1 pseudogene is annotated in these 564 nt (G+C 67.2%); it reads left to right on the top strand.

The annotated features are described in order from the left end of the window. Positions 1-32: 32 nt before the first annotated feature. Positions 33-564 (top strand): annotated as a pseudogene (locus tag ABD323_RS44495) (galactosylceramidase); the annotation flags it as partial.

The following is a 564-nucleotide window of genomic DNA, read 5'->3' as shown; positions in this document are numbered from 1 at the left end:
CAACCACCCCGACGTACAGGGCGCCCCCGGCAGTGGTCGGCAACCACTACCCGTGCTCCCCGTACAGCGGCTCCAGTTCCTACACCCAGTGCACCAGCACGCCGACGGCCAAGGGGCTCGGGCTGCCGCTGTGGGCCAGCGAGAACGGAACGCTGGACCACCAAGCCGGCGGAGCACCGATGGCCCGCACGAACAACCTGGTCTACCTCCAGGGCCGGATGGTCGCGAACATCAACTGGCCGATCGTGGCGAGCGCCTATCCCGATGTCTCCTTCGTGGGACAGGGGCTGATCAGGGCGGACCAGCCCTGGTCGGGTGCCTATGACGTGGGTCTGTCGACCTGGGCGATGGCCCATACCACCCAGTTCGCGCAGCCGGGCTGGCGCTACCTCGACAGCGGCTCCGGATACCTGGGCGGATCGTCCTACACGCAGGGCAGCTATGTGTCCCTGAAGTCGCCCGACAACCACGACTGGTCCACGGTCATCGAGACCACGAGGGCTTCCGGCCCGCAGACCGTGACGTTCAACGTGGGAGGTGGACTGTCGACAGGCACGGTCCATG

The organism is Kitasatospora nipponensis (assembly GCF_039528135.1).
GTDB lineage: Bacteria > Actinomycetota > Actinomycetes > Streptomycetales > Streptomycetaceae > Kitasatospora > Kitasatospora nipponensis.
Note: the sequence above shows the minus strand (reverse complement) of the source record. Positions and strands in the feature narration are given on the sequence as shown.